The 724-nt window shown below is 42.4% G+C and carries 1 protein-coding gene; it reads right to left on the reverse strand.

All coding sequences use genetic code 11. The features are described 5' to 3' along the window. Positions 1 to 140 precede the first annotated feature (140 nt). Positions 141 to 314, reverse strand: coding sequence for a hypothetical protein (locus ACFSW8_RS03830; RefSeq protein ID WP_377177491.1), 174 nt, complete (start codon positions 312 to 314; stop codon positions 141 to 143). Between the last annotated feature and the right edge of the window lie 410 nt (positions 315 to 724).

Below are 724 nucleotides of genomic sequence, written 5' to 3' on the forward strand. Positions count from 1 at the left end.
CTGATTAGTCCAATTTGAGTGTATCTGTGCATGAGGTTTTTAGGATAACGTAAAGCACACCAACCGCGAACTAACCGAGGAAACTGTGCTGTGGGTTTAAAGTAGGAATTACCAGAAATGTTAGCGGAACTCAACCGCGTTCAGCGGTTGGGTGCAGCGTCTTGTTCGGCAAAGTCAATTTGTTGTTGGCGGTATGCGGTAACCTCTTCGTGTGTCGGTGCTTTGTCTGAAATGCCGTAAACTGAGAATAAATTTTTGGAGCTTCCTACCCAATCATTAGGGATATAAACTCTGTTAGAAGTAGTGGTTTGCATCTCATCACAGCTGAAACAAAACTCTATGACAAATTCATTAGAAGGGGTGATTATTCTAGCCCTATGATGTGGTATCCAGCATTTGCTGAATGTTATTGGGGCGCGGCCGAAACCTTCGTCGAGTGTAGTCATCCACTTTCGGAAATCTGAACTACTGATACTATGACTATCGAAGATTATATCCCCTTGGAATCTCTCAAGTATGACCTCTGTAGCGTTAGCTGATTCATTAGAGATGTCTGTCTTTAAGCGCCGTTTGCTAGTCAGCATCCATATTACTATGCCTGAAATTAGGAGAAGGAATATAAAGCTTATGATTTTCTTTATGCTCATAGTATTTAGCCGAACGTAAAGCACACCAACCGCGACCGTTAGAGGCCAGTGTGAGATTTTGATGTGAAGGTAGAATT

Origin of the sequence: Rubritalea tangerina, assembly GCF_042683245.1 — a bacterium.
Lineage (GTDB): Bacteria > Verrucomicrobiota > Verrucomicrobiia > Verrucomicrobiales > Akkermansiaceae > Rubritalea > Rubritalea tangerina.